The following is a 23,832-nucleotide window of genomic DNA, read 5'->3' as shown; positions in this document are numbered from 1 at the left end:
CGCAGACATTACATAGCCTCGCTTGATTTGTCTCTTTAAAGTGAGATAATAGTAAACAATATTCCTAGACTGGTTTTTTCCATTCTTGTGAACGTTTGCACTCATAGCTTTATATATTTTACGCGCATTTTATGACTGCTAAAAAACAGATTTTTTAGCAGTTATATTGGTTTATAGCTGACACTTTATGAATCGTAAGTTCAACGTGTGTGCATAGTAGATGAGGTTATAATCAATTCAAAATAGCTAAGAGGAGTCGGCTATGGTAAAAATTCGTGAAGGATTACCGCTGGTGGATGGACAGACCACCCAAGCCGATAGTGCAGCACTTGCCGCTCAACTGGTCGCGAGCCAACGCTCGCACCAGTCTGCCAATAGCTATGCCCAAATCCCCCTCGATATCAAATACCAGCTGTCCACTCATAAACTACACACCACTTTTGATCGCTCAGCACTACATGCTTTTCATAGTCATGATCCAAAGCTTGAAAACGAATATTCTGATAACCCGCTTTTAGATAAAAATAATGCTCTCTCAGATAAAGAGCTGGAAGCGATTGATTTAGATCAAGTCAATATTGATGTTCCCACTTGGTTAGACAATGTCGCCAAACGTATCGGACAAGAGTCTGTACCTCACTTGAATGCTGCTTGTGAATTTATTCGCAGTCATATGAATACCAGCGAGTCTGAGCGTTCAGGCGCTTATGTCACGGGTATTGGCATGACAGACATATTGACCTATCTCTACCAAGACGAAGACGCTCTTGTGGCTGCAATGCTCTATCGTAGTGCGCGAAAATCAATCATAAGCCTCGCTGATATCGAGAAAAAATTCGGTGTAGACATATCGACCCTCGTCAAAGATACCTTGGCAATGGGTAAGCTGTCTGAGATTATTGAAAGCAATAAGCGTCTAGAAGATCACTTCGTAAACAATCAGCGCGACCAGCTATCTAATATTTATAGCATGCTAATCTCCGTCACCAATGATGTACGTGTCGTCCTTATCAAATTGGCTGAGCGTACTTTCGCCATGCGCGAATTGACCTTTTCTAATGAAGAGCGTCAGAATCGGGTGGCGCGTGAAGTCATGACCATTTATGCACCACTGGCGCATCGCTTGGGCATCGCGCAACTTAAATGGGAGCTAGAAGACTTAGCCTTTCGCTACCTTGCGCCTGAACGCTATAAAGAGATTGCCAAACTGCTCTCCGAAAAACGCAGCGAACGCGAGTCCTATATTCAGCGCGTACAAGATAAGCTCAATGAGGCACTAGCAGAGGCTAATATCGAAGGTGAAGTCTCTGGACGTGTTAAGCATATCTACTCTATCTACCGAAAAATGAAGCTCAAAGGCTTATCGTTTGATCAGCTTTATGACATTCGCGCGCTGCGAGTATTGGTCACCAATCCATCAGACTGTTACCACGTGCTTGGATTGGTACATGGCTTGTGGCGATATATTCCAGAACAATTCGATGACTATATTACCAACCCCAAGTCCAATGGTTATCGCTCACTACATACGGCAGTCATGCTGAAAACAAGTCACTGGAAGTGCAAATTCGTACTCATGAAATGCATTTCGAAGCTGAGCTTGGCATGTGTGCTCATGTTAACTACAAAGAAGGTCTAAAGAATAAAAAAGACAATTATCTTAATCAAAGAATCAGCTCGCTGCGCCAACTGTTATCTATCAATAATGAAACTCGTAACCAACCGCGCTCACCTTTACTAACTGGTGAAGAAATAGAGGGCATGGAGTTTGACGAAGAAGAGCAACTCGTTGACTTTGACGAGCTCGAACGCATCTATATCTTTAGCCGTGATGGTGACATTACTGAACTGCCAAAAGGGGCGACCGTTCTTGATTTTGCTTATTATGTACATACACAAGTCGGTAATCGTGCCCAAGCTGCGCGAGTCAATCAGCGCTATGTACCATTAACCTATCAACTCAAAACGGGTGAACAAGTTGAAATTATCACCAAAGCATCACGTGAGCCCAACCGTGATTGGCTAGTTGCTTCACTTGGATACATTCATACCAACCGTGCACGTTCAAAATTGCGTCAATGGTTCAATAAGCAAGACCGTGATAAAAACATTGAAATTGGTCGTCAAATGCTCAGTAAAGAGCTTGAACGATTATCGGTACATCCCAATAGCATCGATTTAAACGACTATATTCAGCATTTCCATGTCAATACGACTGATATTATCGTTGGATTGGTCACAGGCGACATTGGTCTCAACCAACTCACCAGCCACATCTCTCGTCAGCTACACCTAGAACCTGAAAGACCGCCAGAAAATTTTGCGCCAAGTATATGCTAGAGAGGCAGGCAAAATCGATGCTTATAAAATTCGTATCGATGGGCTGGATAATATAGAAATCAATCTAGCAGGCTGTTGCCACCCTGTGCATGGCGAGCCAATTGCTGGTTACATTACCTTATCACGAGGTGTCAGTGTCCATAATCGTGGTTGCCCTGAATATTCACGCTTGATTGAACGCGATCCTGAGCGCGAAATAGAAGCTTCGTGGCGGGTACAAGCTGGTCGTTATCAACCCGTTGATATTCACGTAGAAGCCTATGATAGACGCGGACTGTTGCGTGACTTGACGCAAATTATTGATAAAGAAAATGTCAATATTCGTCAAGTTGAAACGCTTAGTAATGATGATAACATTGCCTTTTTAAAATTTCATATTGAAGTCTCAGGATTGGCGCACCTATCTAAGCTTTTGGCGAAACTAGAGCAACAGCATGGTATCTTGCATGCTCGCCGCGCCGTCGCTTAGATATAAACTCACAAAGTACATCCACTGAATCATAAGGTTATTATAAAAATATCATGCCTGAATTGCCTGAAGTAGAAACAACCAAAACCAGCCTTGCACCGTTATTAGGGCAACGCATTATCGATATAAAAGTTTTTCAGCCAAAGCTGCGCTGGGCGATGCCAGATGATTTAGATAGCTTGATTGATTACACACTAGATAGCGTTGAGCGCCGCGCAAAATATTTAATTCTTAACTTTTTACCTTTATTACCCAATGACGATAGCGCTGCGGCTCAAACTGCTACGTTAGTACCGCGTCAAATTTTGGTTCATTTAGGCATGTCGGGCAGCCTGCAACAGCAGAGCTACGGTACTGAAAAGCGCAAGCATGATCATCTCATCATTGTTTTTAAGGGCGTTAATAATACAAAAGTCCAGCTACATTACTACGACCCAAGACGTTTTGGGTCAGTGTTATGGCACAAGGATTATAGTGCTAAGCTATTAGATCATTTAGGTCCTGAACCATTATCAGATGAATTTACTGCAGACTACCTGTATCAATTGATTCAACGGACAAACCTGCTTGATCACAGTGCTGATACCGTAGCAATTGGCAACGCCAAATCAAAGAAGCAGCCCATTGCTCGCGCTATAAAATCAGTCATCATGGAACAACAGGTCGTCGTGGGTGTCGGTAATATCTATGCGACTGAAAGCCTATATTTATCAGCTATTCATCCAGCCACCCCCGCTCACCAACTGTCCTATGCTCAGATGATTATTTTGGTCGATCATATTAAAGTTATTCTAAAAAAGGCGATAGCGCTTGGTGGCTCCACACTACGAGACTTCACCGTAGCAGATGGCCAAACCGGTTACTTCCAGCAGACATTAAATGTCTATGGTAGACAAGGGGAAACTTGTCCGCATTGTGATGCGGTGCTTGAGAATATCAAAATTAATGGTCGCGCCAGTGTATTCTGCCCCAACTGTCAGCCAATCCTTTAAATATTATCTGAAACTATCACTATCTGTTTCGCCTTAAGTACCAGAATAACTTAGGTATCAAGTCGTAGAATATGGCAGCACAATACTCTTGACTAAGTGTCTTATTATTTTGCACTAAGATTATTATATCGCGCGCCATTTTGTTGCTTATTGACACACATCTTGCTTTAATAGTATGAGCACTTACATAAATAGTGCATAATGTTTATACATCTGTAATATATTTAGCTTACTTATCGTTGCGCATTGTTTATATAGGGAAATTGTCTCTGTGTGGAAATAGCAGCAGCTAATAATCATACCAATTATGAATTTTAGGACATCGTTATGACTGTTAAAGCCAAAAACCAACGCACAGTTAAGCAAAAAGCCATTACTATAGCCGCAAGCTTAAGTTTAATGGCTGCTACTATGCAGCCTGCCTTGGCAGCCATAGAAATTGATGAGACAGACTTTGGGCCCTCTTATGAGACAATGGTGGTTGATACTGTAGTGGGTAAACCTCTACAACTGGTCAGTGCCGTTGCTGGTACTGCCGCCTACCTAGTTAGTCTACCCTTCTCGCTTATCGGTGGTAATGCGGATCAGGCGCAGCAGAAACTTTTTGTTGAACCTTGGGATGCGATGGGACGCTGCTTAGGTTGTACTGTGGCTGAAGACAACTATTACAAATCACAAGTGACTAATGATAATGTTGTCCGTATTGTCGTTGATCAACCATCTGAGATTTTGATTAATACCAACGATTATGTCGTAGTTACGCCATAGTCTTTATATTAACAGCTGGTTAAATGATACAACTGCGCTAAAGACAATGCATTTATAAATTATCCATAAAAAAGGCTAACACGACGTTAGCCTTTTTTGTGTTTTTAATCAAATCATCATATTTTATTTTGAAACAGTGGTATTACTTAACTTAGCACTAATTTCACGAAGCAATTGCACCTCTTCTGAAGGTTGTTTTACCAGCTCTTGCACTTCTTCTTTACGACGCATTTTGTTAACCATTCTAACCATCATAAAAATAATAAATGCTAAAATTAAGAAATTAATCAGTACAGTAATGAAACTGCCATAGGCTAATACAGGAACGCCAGCTGCTTTGAGAGCATCATAGGTCATGGCAACACCTTCAGGCGCATCACCCAACACTAAGAACATGTTTTTGAAATTGATTTCGCCACCTGCTATGAAGGCCACTATTGGCATAATAATGTCTTCAACTAAGGACGTTGTGATAGTAGCAAATGCTCCACCGATAATGACACCGACCGCTAAGTCCATCACATTACCTTTTAGAGCGAATTCTTTAAACTCAGAAACCATACTCATTATTTTCTCCTCAAAATACCAATCTATAATCGAATAAGTATCTCAACAGTCGACCCAATCTTGAGCCTTAAGAGTAATAGTAAGAAACACTACTACTGTCAGTTATTCTGTCTATATTCTATGGAAATTACAACAAAAAAAAGCAGCATAAAATGAACCATATTCAGTTCACTCTATACTGCTAATTTTTTAGTTATCTTGATGCCCATTATTAAATAATAATGGCATCAAATGCTTCTACAAAATATCAATCCAATAAATTACTCAGTAATTCATGGCTCAATATTAAGCACCTTTTTTACCACGGCCGTGACGCTTACGCTCACTTTCAGTCAAATAGCGCTTACGCAGACGAATCGCCTTAGGTGTTACTTCAACCAATTCATCATCTTGAATGAATTCGAGCGCTTGCTCAAGTGTGAACTTGACTGCTGGAGTCAACGTCAATGCTTCATCAGTACCACTCGCACGAACGTTGGTTAACTGCTTAGCAGTCGTTGGGTTAACAGCCATATCATCGTTACGTGAGTTAAGACCAACGATCATACCTTCGTAAACTTCAAGCTGTGGCTCAGCAAACAATTTACCACGTTTTTGCAGGTTAAATAGCGCGCGAAACCTAAGCAAACACCTTTTGCCATAGAAACCAAGACACCATTCGAGCGACCACCAACATCACCGATCTTTTGTGGGCCGTAATGTGAGAAGCTTGACGTCATGATACCTGTACCTGAAGTCAAGGTTAAGAATTCAGAACGGAAACCAATCAAACCACGGGCAGGCATCGTCGCTTCGATACGCATACGACCTTTACCATCAAGTTCCATATTGGTCATCTCGCCTTTACGCAAGCCAACCTGCTCCATGATAGAACCTTGATGCTCATCTTCAATATCAAAAACAACGTTTTCATACGGCTCTTGTAACTTACCATCCACTTCTTTGACGATAACTTCTGGGCCTGAAACACCCATCTCAAAACCTTCACGGCGCATGTTTTCGATCAATACAGATAGATGAAGTTCACCGCGACCTGATACTTTGAATTTATCAGGAGATTCTGTATCTTCTACACGTAATGCTACGTTATGAATCAATTCACGCTCAAGACGCTCACGGATATTACGCGAGGTCACAAACTTGCCATCACGACCAGCAAAAGGTGAGTTATTTACTTGGAAGTTCATTGAAACGGTAGGTTCATCAACCGTTAATGCTGGTAACGCTTCGACAGCACTAGGATCACAAATCGTATCTGAGATATTAAGCGAATCAATACCAGTAATACAAACGATGTCACCAGCTTGTGCATCTTCAACATCAATACGATCAAGACCATGATAACCCATAATTTTCAAAATACGGCCATTACGGGTATTGCCGTTTTTGTCGATTACAGTCACTTGAGTTGTATTGGTTTTAACTTTACCACGCTGAATACGACCAATGCCGATAACGCCAACAAAACTGTTGTAATCAAGGCTTGAGATTTGCATACGGAACGGTGCGTCAGCATCAACTTGAGGAGGCTGAACCACATCAACAATTGTTTTGAAAAGCGGTGTCATGTCATCAGCCAAATCGTCAGCTTCCAAACCTGCAATACCATTCAATGCTGAGGCATAAACAACTGGGAAATCAAGCTGTTCATCAGTTGCACCCAAGTTATCAAAAAGATCAAAGATTTGATCCATTACCCAGTCAGGGCGTGAGCCAGGACGGTCAATTTTATTGATGACAACGATAGGTTTTAGACCTTGCTCGAACGCTTTTTGCGTCACAAAACGGGTCTGTGGCATTGGGCCATCGACCGCATCAACGACTAGAAGCACGCAGTCAACCATAGACATTACACGCTCAACTTCACCACCAAAGTCGGCGTGACCTGGGGTGTCAACAATGTTGATACGATATTCAGTATCATCAGTCTTATCTGTCCAGCGGATGGCTGTATTTTTAGCCAAAATGGTAATACCACGTTCTTGCTCAATATCGCCTGAATCCATTGCACGTTCAGCAATGTTTGCACGGTCGCCAAAAGTACCAGACTGATGTAATAACTTATCAACCAAAGTTGTTTTACCGTGGTCAACGTGGGCAATAATTGCAATGTTACGCAGGTGTTTGATATCGTTCGCCATATAAAATGCTCGTTTCGTCTTAAAAAAATGCAGTAGCAATAAGCGCCGCTGGATAAACTTTTATCATCAACCAGATAGATATTGAGTACTTACTTTTAGAAGACTGCACAATAGATGCGGTTAATCAAATAATTTCAATATAATCAAGTATCTACACTGATAAATTCATCATACAGATAGCTATGCTAATGTACATTCTGTCAATTTACAGAATGTTTGGGCAGCTAGTATAACATTATTGCTTCACAAATTTATGTAATAACTTGCTTTTCTCAATCCATAAATAAAAAAAGCCACCCATTAGGTGACTTTTTTGTAACTATATATTTAGTAAAACAATCGGTCCAATAATATTTACTGAACAACCATATCTTTAGTTTGTTCAACAGTCATTGTTTTGTCACCAGTGATGATGGCATAAACACGACGGTTCATAGCACGTCCTTCTTCAGTGTCGTTTGGAGCGATTGGTTGGTCATAACCATAGCCAACTGTTGATATACGGTTTGGAGCAATACCGAATTCGTTAGTCAACATAGATTTAACAGCAACGGCACGGGCTTCAGATAAACGTTGGTTATAACGTGCTGAAGGACCAGTTTTAGAAGCATGACCTTCGATACGTGCTGTAGAGTTAGGATACTCGCGCATCTTCTCTGCTACTTTAGCGATTTCAGGTTGATACTGTGATTTGATCGTTGATTTATCGTTATCAAAGAATACACGTAGTTCCATTTTCAGCTCATCAGTAATATCTACTGGTACTGGGCAACCGCGCTCATCTACTACATTCATAGGAGTGCCTGGGCATGCATCGATGCTATCAGGTACGCCATCGCCATCAGAATCAAGATCAGATTCAACTACGACTACTGGAGTAGTATCGATAACTGGCTCTTGCATTGGTGGTACTGCTACTGTAGGTGCTAAATGGCCACCAAGTACAACTTCTAGACCGGCCAAAGCCATGCCTTCCCACCAGTTGTTATCAAAGTTATGAATCGCACGAGCTTCACCACGTAGGCTTAAAGCGTCGTTGATACGATACATAGCACCTAGACCTAGGTTACCAATGGTATCTTTAGACTCTGCAACTTCAGTACCAGCTGATACAGGTTGACCTGCTGTAGTACCTTGCGCATTACCCGTCGCAACATATTGCTCTTGGTTCTCTACTTTAATCTTAGATTGACCAGCACCAACCAATACATATGGTTTGAATGCGCTATCAGTATAACCAGTAAATTCTTCAGTACCGATTAAGAAGTTACCAGAAAGCATGGTTTGTTCTACGTCAAAACGGTTAACACCAGCGTCTGCTGATCTTTCTGAAGCTTCGCCGTTTGCATTTGATACACCATACTCTACCTGGAACTGAGTAGAAGGAGTTAGTTCAATACCTAGTGCAGCACCAGTATATAGACTGCTTTCTTTAGCTACGCCACCGTTTAGATTTCCGTTACGACCATCAATTGGTTGTGATGGATTCTGACCATTCATATAAAGGTCTTTACCAGTCTTAAGGACTTCGCGTTGCTCGTCATGAGCTTCGCCAGTGTAATGATAACCTAGTAACAATGGGCTAATAGTTACACCAGCATTAGCTGCTAAAGGTGCAGCTGCTACAGCAACCAGAGCTAGAGCAATTTTATTCAATTTCATGGACTTCCTCCAAAGGATAATTTGAGTGATGCATTAAGCAAAACCGCTTCTCAAGATGCTCTAAAATAGACATCTTTTACGAATTTTAAGTGACAAAGCAAAACCAATTAAGGAGTAGCTTAGCGATTATCAATTCAGTTTACAACTTTTTTCGTTAACGAGCTACACATTATTACACGATAATGTCGTAACTAAAACACAATAACCAGCTTAAGTTACCTAGAACTAACACACCTTACGCTTTTTATCTTTTGTATGTCAGTTCACAATAGATAGTAAACCTAACAGTATCTATTGTCTGGGCGTATTTTAGTACAGTTAGTATTTTTTCTCTATTATTAAAACCAGTCATTCACTAATTGAAACATTTTTGACAGTAGACACATATTCTGTTTATATTATATCACTCAACATTATTTCATACATCATAAATCCGATCATTACTGCAAAATTTCACGAGCATATTGGCTCGATTTTAGGCAATGATTGGATTGAATAACATTTAAAGAAGCGAGACTGTTTTATTGAACTAAACTACTTATTATAGGTAACAAGCCTCATGGCATTGCTGCATAAAACATTATCAAGTTATAAAAAGCTCTCAGCATTTATGTTATGGGTTTTTACTTCAAATAAGCACAGGCTAGCTCAAAGCCGATTGATTCTTTATGTGTATCAAAGATATATAGTATCTCTCTATAAAAGAGCACCTAATACAAACAATATAACAGACTCAAGCACTGTTAATAGACATAACAAGGGTTTTACGCTGGTTGAACTTATCGTCACTGTATGTGTATTAGCAATTATAGTGACGATCGCAGCCCCAGTCATACGAACGCAATTAGCACGTATGGAAGCCAAACGGATTCAAAGTCAGTTAGAGAATTCTCTTGCCTTAGCCAAGGCTGAGAGTTATATCAGAAGACAGAATATCATTGTTTGCTTGTCTGATACTGGAGGCCGCTGCCATAGAGACAGCGATAAGACGCTTTTGTTATTCATAGATAAAAATGACAATAATCACTTTGATGCTCATGTAGATTCATTAGTCGTTCAGCAGTCTTTAAATCCTAAATACAGTAAGCTAAGTTTACGAGTTGGAAGTCGACGCCACTACACCAAATTTTGGGGTGATAGTGGCAAACCACGAGGACATTTTGGCCATATAAAATACTGTCCCATCGTTGCTTATAATGAAGCAATGTATCTAATATCATTAACCAAGGAGGTATTATTAAACAAAAATTTAATGAAGATCATCCCACCGAATGTGACGAATAAGAAATTACTAATGGCATAAGTTACCACTCACATAAATTACCAATGATATTTTTTAATAGCTTTGTAGATCTGTATATATTGCTTCTTTCATCATAATGACGGCTTGCTCGAGTCCTACAAATACAGCGCCTGCAATGAATGCATGGTTAATATTCAACTTATAAATACCCTCAATTTTTGCGATAGCATTCACATTATCACATGTCAGACCATGATCTGCGTTAATTAAGAGCTTATTATCACTGCGTCGAGCAGTAGCAACAGCTTGCTTAATTCGTTTCAGCTCAGCATTTTGCATGTTCATATCGGCTACCAAGCTTGCCTCAGCATAAGCGCCTGATGTAACTCAACAGCATCAGCGCCACATTCTATAGCAGCAGCGATTTGCTTTTCTTCTGGGTCAATGAATAAAGAAACCTTTATACCTACCGCTTGTAACTTGCGAATATAGTCTGTCAACCAAGTGATCTGCCCTCCGACATCAAGACTGCCTTCTATTGTCAACTCTGCTCGTTTTTCAGATACTAAACATACCCAAAATTGTCTGACGTTCACAAGCAATCGCCAGCATCTCATTGGTAGCGGCGATCTCTAAATTCATTCTAGTCATCAACTACCCTGCTATCTCATAAACATCTGCGTCTTTAATATGACAACGATCTTCGCGTAGATGGATAGTAATACCATTTGCTCCCGCCTTCTCACATCAAAGAGCTTCGGCTAAAGGGCTTGGATAACTAACCCCACGCGCTTGACGTAAAGTTGCTACGTAATCAATGTTTACACTTAATAAAAGTTTTTGCAAAGGGTTGCTGGATAAAGGTAGCGAAGCAGTGGTCATAAGAATTTTTTTGATAACGAAAACCAATTGACTGATAAACGGTATAAGAATATGAAACTTTAGACAGTCTCAGTAGCAATCGGATTGGTTATAGCACTTTGAGGATGGTACTATTATTTATTGGTAACGCTGTTGCTGCTGCCACAGTAGGCGGCTTTGCAATGGTTGATAATCCAGTAAATGGTCAATAAGCTGTCGATGCATTTTTGACCAATTATTTAAGGTTTTGTCAGTAATACCTAACTGCGTCATCGCAATGATATCAGTACCTTTGAAAAAAATTTGCCCCATAGTATTATCTAAATGCTCAGTCTGTATATCATTCTGCAAGACAGGCACTAAACCAACATCAGGTAAAAAACGATAAGAATCGTCAGCTGAATGATGTTTTCAACACTATCGTGAGTCAACATTAAGCTAAAACCCAACTCATTGAATAAATGCTGCTCAAATTGGCGCAAGCACAACCGTAATTCGTTGGCGCTCAGAGGTCGCCTAAGCTGAGACAGACTGTCCTGATAATGTAGCCATAATACTGGCATTGGATCTTCAGTCGACAACAACCGCCATAGTATTTCGTTAAATACAACGCCGCATATGATGTTGACCTGTAATATTTTCGTAGGGCAGTGCTTCTAAAACAGTGGCAATGCCATCATCTTTTGCTATGCCTGTTTGAGTTGCGTGTTGCGATGCAATATTGATCTGACTAAACGTTTTTAAATCCCGTTTACCAGTGGAAAAGAGCTGCAATGGCATGAACAATGGCGCGCCTTTTTTCCCAATACCATGAATCACGCCATGTTGCTGAGAAAACAGATAATATAAGGCGCGCTTTTCTTGATAAGGACGCTGATGCAATAAATAACCGATTAACGCTTCGTTACGCATTTTTTATCACCTCAGCATCGAGCATATAGAAAAGTGATTAAAGCGCTATTCTTCAATCAATATCCTAAGCTAGTCAATGCACGTTCGTCATCAGACCAGCCACGTTTCACTTTCACCCACAGTGTCAGCATAATCTTTTTATCAAACAGCTGCTCCATATCTTCACGAGCATCCATACCCACTTGCTTAATACGCTGACCTTTATCACCAATCACAATGGCTTTTTGACCACTACGTTCAACATAAATAGTCGCATCGATGAAAGTACAAGCCTTACGTGGACGCCCTGTTTTTGGATCAGTGTGCGCAGGCTCATCTTTGAACCCATCAATCTGTACAGTTAGGTCATATGGCACTTCGTCACCAGCGCTACGCATGATTTTTTCGCGGATGATTTCACTGGCTAAGAAACGTTCTGAGCGGTCAGTAATTTGCTCGGTATCATAGATAGGGGCAGCAATAGGAAGATGCGAAGCAATCACTTCTTGTAGACGATCTAGGTTTTTGTTTTTTAAGGCAGATACTGGTACGATATCGGCAAAATCAAAACTGTCATTAAACGTCTCAATCAGCGGCAACACGCTGCCTTTATCTTTTAAGGTATCAGATTTATTAATAACTAATACTACATTTAAATTGGTATCGCCAAGCTTTTGTAAAACCAACAAATCATCATCACGCCATTGATCTGAATCAACAACGAATAACACTAAATCAACATCTACTAATGCAGATACCGCGGCTTTATTCATACGCTCATTAATAGCACGTACTTCATTGCGATGAATACCCGGCGTGTCAACGAATACTGCCTGCATCTCATGATTTGACAAAATACCGTGGATACGGTGACGAGTCGTTTGCGGCTTACGTGATGTAATAGACAGCTTTTGACCCAATAAGTGATTCATCAAAGTCGATTTACCAACGTTTGGACGTCCAACGATCGCGACATAACCCGCTTTAAAATCATCAGCAATACCTGCATGACTACTAGTAGGGGCAAAGAATTCTTCAATTGCCATATCGTTGTCTACAGTAGTATCTTCTGCTTGATTGATGCCATCGTTAGTAGTATCGATATTATTGGTTTTGATTCAATTCTGTGTTTTCGGTCATATTTTTGGCATTATCTTCATCATTGGATGGCAAGTCAGTACGATTGCTCATAGGTTAATCCTATAGAATTTATATCCAGTCAAATGGTTAATGATGTATTGGCTGTATCAGCACTAAAAAAGCAAAACCATCATCGGCTGGGAAGTATTTAAGGTTTTGAAATGTGTGACGTTTACGCTAATTCAAATAAACGATTCTTAAAACGTCACTTAACATATATTGTCAAAAAAAGTGGTATGTGCGATCCATAGGTTAATCCTAGTTAGGATCGCTTTTTAGCTGAGCTCGGCAGCTTATGCAATTGGTTAATCATTAGTTCTGCTGCTTTTTGTTCAGCGATACGGCGGCTCTCACCAGATTCAGTAATATCAGCACAGTTATTGATATTAACATGGCAACGTACAACAAAAATTTGATGCGGCGCGTTACCACGTGTTTCCATTAGCTCATAATGTGGCAGATCAAATTGCTTAGATTGTAGCCACTCTTGCAATCGACTCTTGGCATCTTTTAAGGCTTTTTGGTCATTAACGTTGTCAATCAAATCACCATACCATGAGAGAACACAATCGCGAGTAATATCCAAATCTTGGCTGTCTAAATAAATAGCACCAATCAAAGACTCCACGGCATCAGCCAATATAGAAGCGCGATTGCGCCCACCACCTTTACGCTCACCTATCCCTAATATCAGATGGTTAGAGAGCTCTAAGTTTTGCGCAATAATGACCAATGATTCTTGACGTACCAAGGTGGCACGCATACGAGTCAAGCGACCCTCATTTTGGCTAGGATAGCGATGATATAAAGCCTCACCCACAATCATTCCTAACAGAGCGTCTCCTAAAAACTCTAAACGCTCATAATTTTTTTTGCTATCAAATGAGCGGTGTGTCAACGCAAGTTTGGGGAGACTCAAGTCCTTAAACACATAGCCTAACTTGCGTGTTAATACGGCTAACTGCTGAATAAATTCTGAGCTAACAATCAGCGTGTCGACAGACGTGCTATTTTGTTGAGGAGTAGTAATCGCTTGGGAATGCTGCAAAGTTGGTTTCATGCGTGGCTTGTGGTTATCCCTTCTGTTTTACTGATTTGGTTAGTAATAGTATGGATTAATGAATATTATAAAGACATTCAGAGATTAAAAGTTTAAGAGTGATCTAACATTCTTTTTAGTTACTCTGCTGTTGTCATATCGATATCACCTTCGAAGCGATTGACGATATCAACATTACCAAAGAAATTGTTGGTGACTGCATATTCTTTACGAATAGCCAATTGTCCCGTTTTTATCAATAAAAGTAAATACGTCTTCCGCCTGAGTATCATAATCAGCATTAATAGATAGCTGTCTATTAACACGCTCGACAAACTGCTTGGCCGTCTCATTATTATTTGCTTCCTTAAGCTGTGCGCTTAAGGTCTTGGTCAATTGATAATCACCGATCTGAGCAGGTACGATAGCAACCATCAATTTGGCAGCAACTCCTAACACAAGAATAATTAAAACGATACTCGTTACGCTAGCACCACGCTGTGTGGCGATTCCAGATAATTGCTGCACTATGATATCCCTCTACTGGTAAACAACTATTTTTAGGAGCTACCGAAATACTAGGTAGCCGTTTATTAGATAGCAACAATATTAGCATAAAACTATTATCGATAAATCAACCAATAGAGCGTCTCATAATCTTAATTACATAATCTTAATCAATAGTACCATTGCGTTCAAAGGTTGGTAAATTAAGTCCGGGTGGCTTATGCATCCAGATATAAACCGCTTTACCCGCTAAATTCTCATCAGGAACAAAACCCCAGAACCGACCATCAGCACTACGATCGCGGTTATCGCCCATCACAAAATACTGACCTTCTGGAACGCTAATACGCCATTTAGTACCTGCTGAGCTAACCACTTCTGGCGATTGCTGCTGCAAAAATGGTGCATATTGAGAGCTATTCATACCATTCAAGTAACGAACAAGATGCTTGTTTTCACCTTGTGTTTCCTGAAAGTATTGCGCCTCACCCTCTTCTTGCTCACCCATCACTGCCGCACTGTCTTCGGTCAGTACTTGCCCTGGACCGATTTGTCCTGGTAAATAAAGCTGTGAGGTCAACTCAGGGTTCGCCGCAAAATCGATAGGCTTAGTGTCAACTGGGACTCATTGATAGAAAGTGTCCCTTGATCATAACTAACAGTATCACCAGGCAAACCAATGACACGCTTAATATAATAAATACTTGGGTTTTCAGGATAGCGGAATACCGCCACATCACCATGCTCAGGCGCGCCCGTATCCAGCACTTTGTTATACGTCAGCGGTAGGCGCACCCCGTAGGCATACTTATTAACCGCAATAAAATCGCCCGTATATAATGTCGGCACCATAGAAGATGAAGGGATATTAAAAGGCTCAATCAAAAACGAGCGTACTATTAACACCACTGCCAATACGGGGAAAAAATCGTAAGCCCAGCGTACCAAGAGACTTTCTTGACCACGCCCGCGAGTTTTACGCTGTTTCAGGGTCAGCTTATCTAATAGCCAAATAATACCCAAACCAATGGTTAATGGTACTAAAATTAAATTAAAATCAAAATCCATACTCAATTGCCTATTAACGAGCGACTTATCTGGCTATCTATACTATCAACTGCGCCACTAATTACACCAACAAAACTATCGTTGACCAGTCAATTAGTAATGACTTACTCAACCTGCAATACCGCTAAGAAGGCTTCTTGTGGAATCTCCACATTACCGACTTGCTTCATACGTTTCTTACCCGCTTTTTGCTTAGACAATAGCTTTTTCTTACGCGACACATCACCGCCATAACACTTAGCCAAGACGTCTTTACGCATGGCTTTCACCGTACTACGCCCAATAATTTGGCTACCAATCGCGGCCTGAATTGCCACATCAAACATCTGACGCGGAATCAACTCTTTCATCTTAGTCACCAACGCATTACCACGATAGCGCGATTGGGTTTCATGCACAATCATGGCCAGCGCATCGACTTTTTCGCCATTGATTAATACATCTATTAACCAATTTATCGACTTGATAACGCTCAAAATTATAGTCAAGTGAGGCAAAACCGCGCGAAACGGATTTTAGACGGTCAAAGAAGTCCATGACCACCTCTCCCATCGGAATATCAAAGATCAGCTGTACTTGACGACCCATAAAACGCATATCTACCTGTACGCCGCGGCGCTCGATACAAAGCGTCATGACATTACCTAAGTAATCTTGCGGTACTAAAATCTGACAGCGGGCAATGGGCTCACGGAACTCTTCAATATTATTCGGCTCAGGGAGTCTTGATGGATTATCAACATACATGATATCGCCATTTTTCTTGACGATCTCGTAGATAACGGATGGCGCAGTAGTAATCAAATCCAAGTCATATTCACGCTCTAAACGCTCTTGGATAATCTCCATGTGCAGCATACCAAGGAAACCACAACGGAAACCAAAGCCTAGTGCATCTGAGGTATCAGGCTCGAAGAACAATGACGCATCGTTGATTTGTAGCTTTTGCAGCGCTTCACGGAATTTTTCAAAATCAGTAGAATCAACAGGGAACATACCGGCATAGACTTGCGGAGTAATCTGTTTAAAACCTGGAATACGCTCAACGTCTGGCGTTTTGGCGTGGGTAATCGTATCACCCACTGGCGCGCCAGCGATATCTTTGATACCAGCAATAAAAAACCGACTTCACCCGCCTCCAAGATACCCGTATCGACAGGCTTGGGCGTAAAGACACCGATCGAGCCGACTAAATGCGACTCTTTGGTTGATTTGATATAAAGTTTATCACCTTTTCGGATAGTACCTTCACGTACCCGAACTAAAGACACAACGCCTAGATAGTTATCAAACCAAGAGTCAATAATCAATGCTTGTAGTGGCGCCTCACGATCACCAGTCGGTGCAGGGATAAATTCAACCAATGCTTCTAGTAATTTATCAACGCCCAAACCCGATTTAGCAGAAACTCGTGGCGCATCAACTGCGTCAATACCAATGATGTCTTCAATCTCTTGAATAACGCGTTCTGGCTCGACTTGTGGCAAATCAATTTTATTTAATACCGCCATGACTTCTAGACCCTGATCAACGGCAGTATAGCAGTTGGCCACTGACTGAGCTTCCACCCCTTGCGCGGCATCAACAACCAATAGCGCGCTTCACAAGCGGCTAGTGAACGCGACACCTCATATGAGAAGTCAACGTGTCCTGGAGTATCGATAAAGTTGAGCTGATAGCGCTCACCATTAGGATGATCGTAGAATAAGGTTACCGACTGCGCTTTAATGGTGATACCGCGCTCACGCTCAATATCCATGGAGTCAAGTACTTGCGCCTGCATCTCGCGATCTTGCAAGGCACCGCACATTTGAATAAAACGATCAGCAAGCGTCGACTTGCCATGATCAATGTGGGCAATGATTGAAAAGTTACGAATATTTGCTAATGCAGTCACAAAGCGCCTACTAAATTAAGGGTGATAGAATAATAAAATTAAGAAATAAATGCTGTCAGGCGCAACCGCTAAAATAGCTGTCCATCATTAAGGGAGCAATAACAAGAGAAAATAATTAGAATCAGCTTATTTGCCAATATTATCATCTCCAATCAACCGCTCAGGACGTCAACTCTTACGCGCAGGCATGAAAGAGTATTCTAGCAGTTTTCTACCATAAAGTAAGGCGATTTTATTAGCAGAGGGAGGATTTACAAGTGAAGTTACGAGCGGATAACTGTACAGATAGAAAGCGAGCCGCTTGATAGCACCTTACTTACTTCAACAAGACTCATGCTAACTGGATATGAACAATCAATAATCTACTGAGGGGTATTGGTTTTGGACAGATCCCTCTCTATGGGTTCACATCCTGCGCTATGCAGATATTTATGCATCCATGGTGACTTACCGTAAAAAGCCCCGTTGATTTGAGTTTGCTCTATCAAGTATTCACGGAATCTAAGATAAAACTCATTATCTGGGCGGTTAGGTCGTTGCCAAAACTCATTCAGTGGTTTTTGGTCTATCAGTTTCGGCGTATCATAAATCGCGCGACCCATGATCTTGGTAGGTTTTTTATGATATACCGATTGCAACCCTGTCGTGCTATTGATGGTCACCATCCCAATACTGTGTTTCATCAAGGTTGGCAGGTGCATGTCGCAACCATAAAACACACGATCCGCCACTTGATAGCGTCTAGCCAAGCTAGATACCAGCTCGCGATAATCTCGATGACCACGATCTAACGGATGATGCTTAAATACCAGTAATTGCGGCTTATCAGCATACTCTGCAAAGCTGGCAATAGACTCATCAATAAACTGCACCACATCATGATAGTCACTATGATGGGTAATCTGCGAGTCATTATGCACTTGTAAACTAATCAAAAAATAATTATCACTTTGTTCTTTGGTCAGCTTATTTTGCAATTGCTTATCAGGTAAATACCCTCGCAATTTACGCCATGGTGCTTTGAGCCAAGCGATTGCTTCTTGCCACGCTGTCATACCGCGATAGTGCGAATAATGCGGATAGCGACTTTTGTACACCCAAACGATAATATAGTAGACAATCGCAGCGATACTCAAACGATAAAAACGATTATGAGTATACAGTGGTTTATCATTGGCTTTTTTGAGCGCTTTAATATCTGCCGTATTTAAGCGCGAATAGCCATTAATGCCATATTCTTGCAATGTAATGTAATCGGGACGCAAGTAGCCTTCTTCAAATACAAAAAAGAGGTGCCCAACTGCTCACTGATATAAGCAGCTTGGGTGTGATGCGGACGACAATCACCAAAACAGACAATCGCATCAATGCTATTTTCTTCAATGAAAGCCTGCAACCAAGAAGAGAACTGCGCTAACGTATCGGTATATTCATAGGTATTATCATGATGATAAAAAAATGCATCACCTGCATTAAAGTTAATCTTACTAACCTTAATATTTTGAGTTTGCAGAAATGTCGAAAAACGGTTGAAGAATCCGCCCATCTTTCCTTGTAACAGCAAGACGTGTCGATGAGTAAGCAAGTGAGACATCGAAGCTGCCATAGTATTGAATTACCATTAATGAGAAGATGAAGAATAAAATCGAGAGTATTTATTAAATAACTTGAATATTAAGCCGTGTAAATACACACTAATCATCACTGATTATACCGAAAAAGCCCCTACTTGTCGCAATGGATTTGCGTCACAAGTTTAGAATAAACTAACGAGATAATTTACGCAGGCGCTGCTGCCATTGATGACGCTGCTGCATAAAACGAGTAGTCATTTGGCGTTTAAAATTTTCAGGTAGCGTTGATAAAACTGAAGTCGCATGGTTAATCGAGCTATTTATAGGGCTGGATATTTGAGCTTGAGATTCTGCATTATGAATATCTTTAAGCAAAGGAGCGCTTTTAGGAGGGTATAAATAGTCAATCACTTGCTCTACTTGTGCAAGCCCATAGCCATTAGGTAAACGATATAAGGGATAGTGAATAAGCGCACAATATAATAATTGCTCAAGCGTTAATGCAGTGTCGCGTTTTCGTCTCTCTAAATAGTCAGCTTTCGGTGAAAACTGGGCATCAATATCTGCCGTTAACCCCCAACCAGCATAAAACGGTAAGCCGTAGCAAGTAACGTCTAAACCGCGCAGCAACGCCTCAAAGCCAGTCAATGAGCTAATCGTATGTACTTCATCAACACACTCTAAGCAATCAGGCATCGCGGTATCATAGGCGACGGCACTGACCTGCTGTAAAAACTCTGCGCTAACCTTACCAGCCCTTAGTCCTGCTTCAACGTCAGGATGCGGCTTATAAATAAGATAAGCCTCAGGATTATCTTGGCATACACGCTCAATCAAGCCGCTGTTGGTTTTGATCGTCGAGCCGCAGTACTGCACCGATAAATCATCTTCGACTTGACCGATGATAAGCAGACGGCGCTTGCCAGATACTCTAGCCTCATGCATCCAAGAAGTATGCTGGTTATTGGCACTGGCGACATCAGCTCCAACATTGTATTTACTCACCCGCTGATTCAGCAATTTATCTTGCAGCTGTTGTACACGGACACTTTGCTGTGGGTTCAGTGCTTGACAATGGCGTAGCAACGTCTCTAAATCTGAAGGCTGGGTCGCATCATAATAAATACCTTGCTTGTCTATGACGACCGACAACGGTGCTAACAACGTCGCGCCCAAACCATTTGAGCGGATAAATCCATCTTCCATACAGTATATAGACGGTATGGACAAATGTGGCTGTCTCTCAAGCTTACGCTGTAATTTATTTTGTACTTGCTGGCGTTTAGCCAAACCCCACGCTAGTAGAGGCTGCTGATAATCAACACGAAAATGATCAGGATGCAATAAATTCTTGAGACGTGGCTTGGGTTTGATAAATAATGTCGTACGCGGTAGATTCGTAAAAGCTTTTACAAATGGTAATTTCCAGCGACTAAATTCATATATCGTGAGATCCCCTTCAAGGCGCGCTTGCCAATATCGATTAGTCACTAGCCATTCTATCGCTGTATCAATATCACAGGCTTGCTTGGTGGCTGGATCTACATAACGACTATAATCTATATAGGCGCTATAAAATAACGTTTCTAACGTTGCAGATGTTTTTTTAGCAAATGATGTAGGAAACAACGCAGGATTTGAGTGTCCCCTAGACTCTAGCTGTTTGCTGACAAGTTTTTGACGACGTTTTTCGACCGCTTTAAGCAGATTTTTGGGTGCGCCGCTGTCATCAGTTAGACCCCAGCCACTATACCAGTTGACCCCGAAGCAATGTACTGTTTTACCTAACATCAACCCTTCAAAGCCCATATGGGAGCTGACCGTATAAACATGGTCAACTTGCTCTAATAGCTCGATAGGATTGAGCGCTTGAGTTAATAACCGAACCTGCTTAGGTAGTTTTAAACGAGTCAGGTATCCCGATTTTGATGCAGGATGTGCCTTTATCCAAATATGGGCATGAGGATGATTACGACACGCAGATGTTAACATCTTCTTAAACTGACGTTTATCCGCGCCCGCACCGGTGATAGAAGCATCACCAACCACTTGGTCAATCAATAAAACATGCGATTTCAATGGATCTGCTGTTGTATTAACGCCGTCTTCATTTATCAATTTATTCAAGGACGGACAATCGATCACTGTGTTATATTTACTGAGCTGCTCATTACAAATACGTGCAATCAATTGCCTCGCGTGCGCGTCATCTATTTCGTGATTATTAGGCGTAGTAGCATTTTTAGTACGCTCAATAATCAGCCGCTCAAGGCGTGAGTCATGCGTCATATCAAAATAAATACAAGGTCATCAACGACGACACTCAGGCCATGACGGCTACCAATACCAGAATCTAATGAGCGCAAAAAGCCATCTTCAACACTCAATGTCTCAAGCTTTTGCCGCTTAGCCACTTTATTAGCTCGTTGATAACTTTTTTTACGACCCCAACCGATAAAGGCATCGGGTTGCTGAAAAGAGAGAGAGGAACTGGACAAATGAGTTATCTGATTTTTTATCATATTTGGTAATGGTAATGCAGACAGTAAAAGCGTTTTACCTGCATTGATACGTTGCGGTATACCTGACCACGGATACCAGCGCTGAATATCTGCTTGCAATACCTGGGACAAAAGTACATTGTTTTGACGCATACCCTTACCAATGACTGCCAAATGCTGTGGCAATTGGTATTGGGATGATGGCAAAAGCAGGGCATTATCAGAGTGAGAGGTCACTGCCACATTGACATCATCTGCCGCACTTTTTGCCATTTTTAACACCCTTATTCATTACTTTTGCATCTATCTATGCAGATGACTTTTTCTCTTGTTATACAACTTTTCAATAATGGTTATAAATCGAGAACCACTTTAGCAGCAATGGCCAACTGATAAACAATTTGCGATAAGCCACGAGCAATTTCTACGCGCTTGGTTTTGACTTTTGGTAATACCATAATCTCATCGCCTTGCTGGATACGGTAAGCGGTATTGACCACCTCACTGGCGCCATTTTGATGGATAATCAAGATTTCTTTAACATCAGCATTGTCAGAGAAACCGCCTGAATTGGCAACATAATCACCAACGGTATAATCTGGGTTGAAGGTCAGCGCGCCTTGTGCTCGTACTTGACCATTAACGGTAATGACAGACGTTTGCGCAGGTATCTCAATGATATCACCTTGCTGTAAGATAATATCCTGCCACGAATTCGGGACGACAACAATTTGACCCGTCGTTTTAACATTACGCGCTTTGGCAACAAACTGCTTAACCAACGCTGCATCGTCTTGACGCAGTGCTGCTTCTTCACGAGTGGTTGACTGCGTGGCAAGCGTCAGCTCTTCTAAACGATCGAGCGACTCATTAATCATGCTTTTTGTTGCTCAGCAACAGACTCACGATAAATGGTCAGATGAGTCAGTTTAGCGAGTGGGCTTGGCTGTAGCTGTGGCACGATGTCCTTTAAGCGAGCACCATATGGTACAACCATGGCACCATTACCCGTATGCGCACCTTTTACTTGCACCGCAATTGTGCCCGCATAGCGATCGGAAGTAACTACCATCTGATCACCATTATAAACAGGCACGTTTTGAGCTTCTGCTAACGAGTAATATTCTGCCGTCTGCGCGCGTCCTGCACTACGAGTGATACTAACGTTGGTCGCATTTGCTGCTGGATTGGCCACTTGCAATACATCACCAATGGTCAGATCGTTCACGTCAAATTCAAAAGTATATTCGTTTTGGACTTGACCGCCTACTTCAAAGGTTTTTTTCTGCGGCGCGACCGTAATCACATCACCATCACGAAAAGAGAATGCTTGTAATTTACCCGCCAGTAAAAAATCATACAGGTTGACTTGCTGTAGCATTTGCCCATTACGTTTGATTTGAATATCAATATAACTACCACGAGTCGGATCAACACCGCCCGCTCTATCCAAATAAGACAATACGGAATCTGCTGCTAAACCGCCGTAATAACCAGGTTGTTTAACGAAACCTGTTACAAATACTTTTACTGGCTGTGCTTGCTCTAATGAGGCATAAACGCCAACGTTCGAGCGATAAATACGACTGACAGCACTTTTTACCACATTTTGCAGACTGCCATTTTGCACACCTGAGACACGTACTGGACCGATATTTGGCAAGAAAATATTGCCTTGTGGGTCGACGGTCATGGTAGCAGCATATTGATAAGCGCCCCACATCCGTACTTGGACGTTATCACCCGGGTTGATCACGTAACTGTCATTAAAGGTAGAGCCAGAGGTGGTCGAAAATGCTCCACGGAAGAGCTGCTCACCAAACATCATGTCTTGCGTGTTGATTTCTTGATAGGGGCGCGTGGTATTGATGACTGACTGACTTGGCAAACTTGAGGCATTAACCGCTTCTTGCGGGGTCGCTTGTCCTGATACACCACCTGCAAATGCCTGTGTTGAGACATTGATGTTATTGCGGTTTTGGTCTTGACTCATGCTGTTATTGCTGGGCCAAGCTAGATCCTGAGATTTGATCCGCATAACTGCCTGCTGCTAGCGCGGGCACACTACTGGCTGCCATGGCCAAACTTAACACTTTTATCACGGTCACAAGAGGACGTGGTTTCATATTCATGAGTGGTATTCCTTTGCTGATCTATCGATCATTACTGATA

15 protein-coding genes and 6 pseudogenes are annotated in these 23,832 nt (G+C 41.6%); 4 read left to right on the top strand and 17 right to left on the bottom strand.

Annotation, left to right across the window (positions count from 1 at the left end; genetic code table 11):
• Positions 1 to 262: 262 nt before the first annotated feature.
• From G7Y90_RS06300 to G7Y90_RS06290, 3 genes and pseudogenes are all read left to right on the top strand, one after another.
• Positions 263 to 2,809 (top strand): annotated as a pseudogene (locus G7Y90_RS06300) (RelA/SpoT family protein).
• 53 nt (positions 2,810 to 2,862) lie between these two features.
• Positions 2,863 to 3,801 (top strand): bifunctional DNA-formamidopyrimidine glycosylase/DNA-(apurinic or apyrimidinic site) lyase, encoded by a 939-nt coding sequence (gene mutM, locus G7Y90_RS06295; protein ID WP_250163688.1) that lies wholly within the window; start codon positions 2,863 to 2,865, stop codon positions 3,799 to 3,801.
• A 327-nt stretch (positions 3,802 to 4,128) separates the two neighbouring features.
• On the top strand, positions 4,129 to 4,569 hold the full coding sequence (locus G7Y90_RS06290; RefSeq protein ID WP_060490428.1) for a hypothetical protein: 441 nt from the start codon (positions 4,129 to 4,131) through the stop codon (positions 4,567 to 4,569).
• Between the two features lie 123 nt (positions 4,570 to 4,692).
• Here the strand turns inward: G7Y90_RS06290 and mscL are convergent, their stop codons facing one another.
• The 3 genes and pseudogenes from mscL to G7Y90_RS06275 form a co-directional block, all read right to left on the bottom strand.
• On the bottom strand, positions 4,693 to 5,136 hold the full coding sequence (gene mscL, locus G7Y90_RS06285; RefSeq protein WP_055125730.1) for a large conductance mechanosensitive channel protein MscL: 444 nt from the start codon (positions 5,134 to 5,136) through the stop codon (positions 4,693 to 4,695).
• Positions 5,137 to 5,421: 285 nt separating this feature from the next.
• Positions 5,422 to 7,277, bottom strand: a pseudogene (gene typA / locus G7Y90_RS06280) (translational GTPase TypA).
• A gap of 354 nt (positions 7,278 to 7,631) precedes the next feature.
• Positions 7,632 to 8,939 carry an OmpA family protein gene (locus G7Y90_RS06275; RefSeq protein ID WP_250163687.1) on the bottom strand — a complete coding sequence of 436 codons (1,308 nt, stop codon included), beginning with the start codon at positions 8,937 to 8,939 and terminating at the stop codon, positions 7,632 to 7,634.
• A 559-nt stretch (positions 8,940 to 9,498) separates the two neighbouring features.
• Between G7Y90_RS06275 and G7Y90_RS06270 the strand changes: the two genes are divergently transcribed.
• The gene (locus G7Y90_RS06270) at positions 9,499 to 10,242 is read left to right on the top strand and encodes a pilus assembly FimT family protein (protein ID WP_250163686.1); all 744 of its coding nucleotides are present in this window, start codon (positions 9,499 to 9,501) and stop codon (positions 10,240 to 10,242) included.
• A gap of 33 nt (positions 10,243 to 10,275) precedes the next feature.
• Here G7Y90_RS06270 and G7Y90_RS06265 read toward each other — a convergent pair.
• The 14 genes and pseudogenes from G7Y90_RS06265 to G7Y90_RS17765 form a co-directional block, all read right to left on the bottom strand.
• Positions 10,276 to 11,064, bottom strand: a pseudogene (locus G7Y90_RS06265) (pyridoxine 5'-phosphate synthase).
• Positions 11,065 to 11,181: 117 nt separating this feature from the next.
• Positions 11,182 to 11,955, bottom strand: a pseudogene (recO, locus tag G7Y90_RS06260) (DNA repair protein RecO).
• Between the two features lie 56 nt (positions 11,956 to 12,011).
• Complete coding sequence (era, locus tag G7Y90_RS06255; RefSeq protein WP_250163685.1) at positions 12,012 to 12,980, bottom strand: GTPase Era; 969 nt, start codon at positions 12,978 to 12,980, stop codon at positions 12,012 to 12,014.
• A gap of 356 nt (positions 12,981 to 13,336) precedes the next feature.
• A complete protein-coding gene (gene rnc, locus G7Y90_RS06250; protein WP_045443615.1) occupies positions 13,337 to 14,134 on the bottom strand; it encodes a ribonuclease III in 798 nt (265 codons plus the stop codon).
• 207 nt (positions 14,135 to 14,341) lie between these two features.
• Positions 14,342 to 14,641 carry a DUF4845 domain-containing protein gene (locus G7Y90_RS06245; RefSeq protein WP_250163684.1) on the bottom strand — a complete coding sequence of 100 codons (300 nt, stop codon included), beginning with the start codon at positions 14,639 to 14,641 and terminating at the stop codon, positions 14,342 to 14,344.
• A gap of 145 nt (positions 14,642 to 14,786) precedes the next feature.
• A pseudogene (gene lepB / locus G7Y90_RS06240) lies at positions 14,787 to 15,688 on the bottom strand (signal peptidase I).
• Positions 15,689 to 15,792: 104 nt separating this feature from the next.
• Positions 15,793 to 17,585 (bottom strand): annotated as a pseudogene (gene lepA / locus G7Y90_RS06235) (translation elongation factor 4).
• A gap of 362 nt (positions 17,586 to 17,947) precedes the next feature.
• Entirely contained in the window at positions 17,948 to 18,850 is a 903-nt protein-coding gene (locus G7Y90_RS06230) for a capsular biosynthesis protein (protein WP_250163683.1), read from the bottom strand.
• Positions 18,793 to 19,179 (bottom strand): hypothetical protein, encoded by a 387-nt coding sequence (locus tag G7Y90_RS06225; RefSeq protein WP_250163682.1) that lies wholly within the window; start codon positions 19,177 to 19,179, stop codon positions 18,793 to 18,795. Before G7Y90_RS06225 ends, G7Y90_RS06230 begins: the two co-directional genes overlap by 58 nt.
• 172 nt (positions 19,180 to 19,351) lie before the next feature.
• Positions 19,352 to 21,448 carry a capsule polysaccharide biogenesis protein gene (locus tag G7Y90_RS17775; protein WP_284143841.1) on the bottom strand — a complete coding sequence of 699 codons (2,097 nt, stop codon included), beginning with the start codon at positions 21,446 to 21,448 and terminating at the stop codon, positions 19,352 to 19,354.
• The gene (locus G7Y90_RS17770; protein ID WP_284143840.1) at positions 21,445 to 21,933 is read right to left on the bottom strand and encodes a capsular polysaccharide export protein, LipB/KpsS family; all 489 of its coding nucleotides are present in this window, start codon (positions 21,931 to 21,933) and stop codon (positions 21,445 to 21,447) included. The genes G7Y90_RS17775 and G7Y90_RS17770 overlap by 4 nt, the downstream gene beginning before the upstream one ends.
• 80 nt (positions 21,934 to 22,013) lie before the next feature.
• Complete coding sequence (locus tag G7Y90_RS06210) at positions 22,014 to 22,538, bottom strand: SLBB domain-containing protein (protein ID WP_250163681.1); 525 nt, start codon at positions 22,536 to 22,538, stop codon at positions 22,014 to 22,016.
• Complete coding sequence (locus tag G7Y90_RS06205) at positions 22,535 to 23,653, bottom strand: polysaccharide biosynthesis/export family protein (protein ID WP_250163680.1); 1,119 nt, start codon at positions 23,651 to 23,653, stop codon at positions 22,535 to 22,537. Before G7Y90_RS06205 ends, G7Y90_RS06210 begins: the two co-directional genes overlap by 4 nt.
• Positions 23,654 to 23,657: 4 nt before the next feature.
• Positions 23,658 to 23,792 (bottom strand): hypothetical protein, encoded by a 135-nt coding sequence (locus tag G7Y90_RS17765; protein ID WP_284143839.1) that lies wholly within the window; start codon positions 23,790 to 23,792, stop codon positions 23,658 to 23,660.
• Between the last annotated feature and the right edge of the window lie 40 nt (positions 23,793 to 23,832).

Source organism: Psychrobacter sp. WY6 (assembly GCF_018448495.1).
In the GTDB taxonomy this organism is placed as follows: Bacteria; Pseudomonadota; Gammaproteobacteria; order Pseudomonadales; family Moraxellaceae; genus Psychrobacter.
This window is presented reverse-complemented; position numbering and strand designations above follow the sequence as displayed.